Here is a 4,189-nt window from a genome sequence, read left to right as displayed (position 1 = left end):
GGCACGCGAAGCGTGAACCCGGAATCTCGAAGTTGCGGCTCGAGACTGCGGATTCGACGCTCGCGCATCGCCCCGGAATGACACGGAGAGGCGGGTGCGCGCTCACGTCCTTCGCGCGCCGCTACATCGCGCGCACGTTCTTGAGGAACTTGTCGACCTGAACTTCCAGCTCGGAGGCGTTGCTGGCGAGCTCTCCGGAGGCCGCCAGCACGTTCTCCGCGGCCTTGCTGGCATCGTCGATCGCCTTGGTCGTGCCGTTGATGTTTGCGGTGACCTCCTTGGTGGCCGCGGCCTGCTCCTCGACGGCGCTGGCGATCACGGTCGAGATCTCGCTGATCTGGACGATGACCTGCGAGATCGCCTTCAGCGCGGTAGCGGTGTTGCCGGTCGCGGCCTGCATCTCGTTGATCTGCGCCGAAATGTCTTCCGTCGCCTTGGCGGTCTGGTTGGCCAGCGCCTTCACCTCTGAGGCGACGACGGCGAAGCCGCGTCCGGCCTCGCCGGCCCGCGCGGACTCGATGGTTGCGTTGAGCGCAAGCAGGTTGGTCTGGCCGGCGATCTGGCTGATCAGGGCGACGACGTCGCCGATCTTCTGCGCCATGGTCACGAGACCCGCGACCAGCTTGTCGGACTTCTCGGCTTCGTCGACCGCCATGCGGGCGATGCGGCTCGCCTCGGCCACCTGGCGGCTGATCTCGTTGACCGAGGACGACAGCTCCTCGGACGCGGACGCCGCGCTCGCCGAGCGCTGATTGACGAATTCGGCGGTCGTCGTCAGCGATCGCGCCGTGCCCTGCATTTGCGTCGAGGCCGACGCCAGCATCCCGGCAAGGCCCTTCACGTCCTTCTCGAAATCGTCGGCCAGTTTCACATTGCCTGTCACCACCGACCAGCTCAGCATCGCGCCGGTGTAGTTGCCGCGCTTGTCGGTCAGCCCGGAGACCCGCAGGTCGAGCGTTTCCGGCCCGAGCTTGATCTTGGCCGCATGCGGCAGGTTCTTGGGATCGCCGACGATGCGGCGCTGGTGGGCCGGGTTCTTGTGGAAGATGTCGAACGAGTTGCCGAGGATCTTGTCCGGCGCCACCGGAAGCAGATGCTTCACGGTGTCGAGCGTCTTGAGGCTGGTCTGGTTGATGTAGGTGATGTTGAAATCGGTGTCGCACATCATGATGTTGATCGGCATGTTGTCGAGCATCTGCAACAGCCGTTCGGTCTGCGTTTCAAGCCGCGCCTTCTCGGTCGCGAGCTCCCAGGTCAGCATCGGCCCGGTGTAGCGGCCGCGCGAACTGGTCATCGCCGTCACGGTGAGATCGAGCGTCTCGCCGCCGATGGTGATGCGCGCCTTGTGCGGCAGGTTCTTCGGGTCGGACAGCAGCCGGCGCTGATGCTGCGGGTTCTTGTGAAAGATGTCGATCGATTGCCCGATCAGCGCGTCGACCTTCACGGGCAGCACATGCTCGATCTTCTTCAGGTTCTGCCGCGTGGACTCGTTGATGTAGGTGATTTTGAAATTGTCCAGCTCGCAGAGCATGACACTGATCGGCATGTCGTCGAACAACCGATACGAACTGTCCGAGCCGACCACGCTTGCGACGCTCTTCATCCCCAACATGCATTGCCTCCAGCCTTGATAATGATCTTGGTGAATTGAAACGGTGCACCTGATCGGCGACGGAATGCCTTCCACCGCCGCCCCACGCAGGTGCGCTACACGATTTACAATTTCTGACTGCGTGGAACGGTAGGCGATTCGAGTTCCACCAAGAAGGGCGTGCAATGCGCCGCGTGCGCTCGCGCAAGGTCGAGCGCGCGATGCTCGCGATGAGCGCAGCCGAAAACGTCGCGCAGCGCCGCGATTTGCCGTGAACGCCGCGCGATCCTGCGACGAAGATGCGAAGCGGCCGATCGCTGCACCGTAATCTTACGGGAGCAGATGCGTGCGCTCCCAATGATTGTTAGCGTGCACATGACGTGGTGACTTATGCAGATCGTGCCACGCCATCGCGCGCAGCGGAGAGCTCCTGATTTCAATCGTGTCGGCGGCCACGCGCTGTCGGTCTTGGCGACGTGGCGTGCGAGCATTCTTTCGCTTGCGCTCTGTCGCGTCGGTCGGCGCCTCGTGATGACAGGGGCTACCGCATTGTCGATGCGAGTGTTAATGAAAGAAGCTCGCGCAGGTTGATCATGCCGCGCGAGACCCGATGGGGGTCACAGACCGGCGTGGCGACATCGGTCTCGCTTGAGCGCGGCGAGATCGCGCCGGGGCCGGCCGACGGTCACCTGCGTTGCCTGCCGCCTGGCGGCTCCAATCCTGCCGGCGATCGTCCGCTCTGCGGAAATCGATGACGAAACAGCGTTGCCCATTGCCTACCGCATGGCTTGGCGCCGCTGCGCCCGCGAGACGCAGCTTCGGCCTTGCACCCCATTTCCGTCTATCATACCCCGTGGGACCACGATCCGCGCGAAGCCCAAACGCGCGCCAGTATTTGCAGGGAGCCCTCATGACCAAAAGCAATGCCCGCACCGGAGGCCAGATCCTGATCGACCAGCTGGTCGCGCAAGGGGTGGAGCGCGTCACCTGCGTGCCGGGCGAGAGCTATCTGGCGGCGCTCGACGCCTTGCACGACAGCCCGATCGACGTCGTGATCTGCCGCGCCGAGGGCGGCGCCGCGATGATGGCGGAGGCCTATGGCAAGCTGACGGGACGTCCGGGCATCTGCTTCGTCACCCGCGGTCCGGGCTCGACCAATGCAGCCCATGGCGTGCACATCGCGATGCAGGACTCTACCCCGATGATCCTGTTCGTCGGCCAGGTCGACACCGGCATGCGCGAGCGCGAGGCGTTCCAGGAACTCGACTACAAGGCGGTGTTCGGCACCATGGCGAAATGGGCGGTCGAGATCGATCGTCCGGATCGCATTCCGGAACTGGTCGCGCGCGCCTTCCGCGTCGCGCTGCAGGGCCGGCCCGGTCCGGTGGTGATCTCGCTGCCGGAGAACATGCTGACCGAAACCGCCGCGGTCGCGGACGCGCCGAAGGTCGAGCCTGCGGCGAGTTGGCCGGCGCCGTCGGATCTCGAGCGTCTTGGCACCATGCTGGCATCCGCCACGGCGCCGATCGTGGTGCTCGGCGGCTCGGCCTGGACCGCGGAGGCCGCCAAGGGCATCGCGCGCTTCGCCGAGCGCTTCGACCTGCCGGTTACGACCTCGTTCCGCCGCGCCTCGCTGTTCGATGCCGACCACTCGCATTATGCCGGCGATCTCGGCATCGGCCCGAGCCCGAAGCTCAGGGATCGCATCACCGGCGCCGACGTCATCCTGCTGATCGGCGGCCGCATGTCGGAGATGCCGTCCTCATCCTACACTCTGCTCGACATTCCGGTGCCGAGCCAGAAACTGATCCATGTCCATCCCGGCGCCGAGGAGCTCGGCCGTGTCTACCAGCCGGCGCTGGCGATCCAGGCGACGCCTGCGGCCTTTGCCGCCGCGGTCGAGACCATGAAGCCCGCGGCCGCACCCGCCTGGAAGGGCGAGGCGGCCAAGGCGCATGCGGACTATCTCGCCTGGACCGACAAGCCGCGCGAGCTGCCGGGCAGCTTCCAGTATGGCGAGGTCGTGACCTGGCTGCGCGATCGCCTGCCGAAGGATACCATCGTCTGCAACGGCGCCGGCAATTATGCCGGCTGGATTCACCGCCACCATCGCTTCCATGCTTTCGCCGCGCAGCTCGCGCCGACCTCGGGCTCGATGGGTTACGGCGTGCCGGCGGCTGTGATGGCCAAGCGGCATCATCCGGACCGGGTCGTCGTGGCGTTTGCCGGCGACGGCTGCTTCCTGATGAACGGGCAGGAGTTCGCCACCGCCGTGCAGTACGACGCGCCGCTGATCGTCGTCGTCATCGACAACGCGCAATACGGCACCATCCGCATGCATCAGGAGCGCGACTATCCCGGACGCGTCGTCGGCACCCAGCTCAAGAATCCGGACTTCGCGCTTTATGCCAAGGCGTTCGGTGGCCATGGCGAGCGTGTCGAGCGCACCGAAGACTTCGCGCCCGCGTTCGAGCGCGCGCTGGCCTCCGGCAAGCCGGCGATCCTGCACTGCCTGGTCGATCAGCGCGCGCTGTCGGTCGGTAAGGACTTTGTGCCGCAGGCAACGCGCTAGGCGTTGTGGACTCTAGGGATTCCCTT

Annotated in this window: 2 protein-coding genes; one reads left to right on the top strand and one right to left on the bottom strand. The window is 65.4% G+C overall.

The window, feature by feature from the left end; all coding sequences use genetic code 11:
- Nucleotides 1-121: 121 nt before the first annotated feature.
- Nucleotides 122-1,612, bottom strand: a complete 1,491-nt coding sequence (locus tag AKL29_RS26055; protein WP_038377474.1) for a methyl-accepting chemotaxis protein — start codon at nucleotides 1,610-1,612, stop codon at nucleotides 122-124.
- Between the two features lie 889 nt (nucleotides 1,613-2,501).
- On the opposite strand from AKL29_RS26055, the gene AKL29_RS26050 reads away from it, so the two are divergent.
- Nucleotides 2,502-4,163, top strand: a complete 1,662-nt coding sequence (locus tag AKL29_RS26050) for a thiamine pyrophosphate-binding protein (RefSeq protein ID WP_028334281.1) — start codon at nucleotides 2,502-2,504, stop codon at nucleotides 4,161-4,163.
- The last annotated feature ends 26 nt before the right edge of the window (nucleotides 4,164-4,189 follow it).

Source organism: Bradyrhizobium pachyrhizi (genome assembly GCF_001189245.1).
Taxonomy (GTDB): Bacteria; Pseudomonadota; Alphaproteobacteria; order Rhizobiales; family Xanthobacteraceae; genus Bradyrhizobium; species Bradyrhizobium pachyrhizi.
The sequence above is the reverse complement of the archived record's forward strand: the minus strand, read 5'-3'. Positions and strand labels throughout refer to the sequence as shown.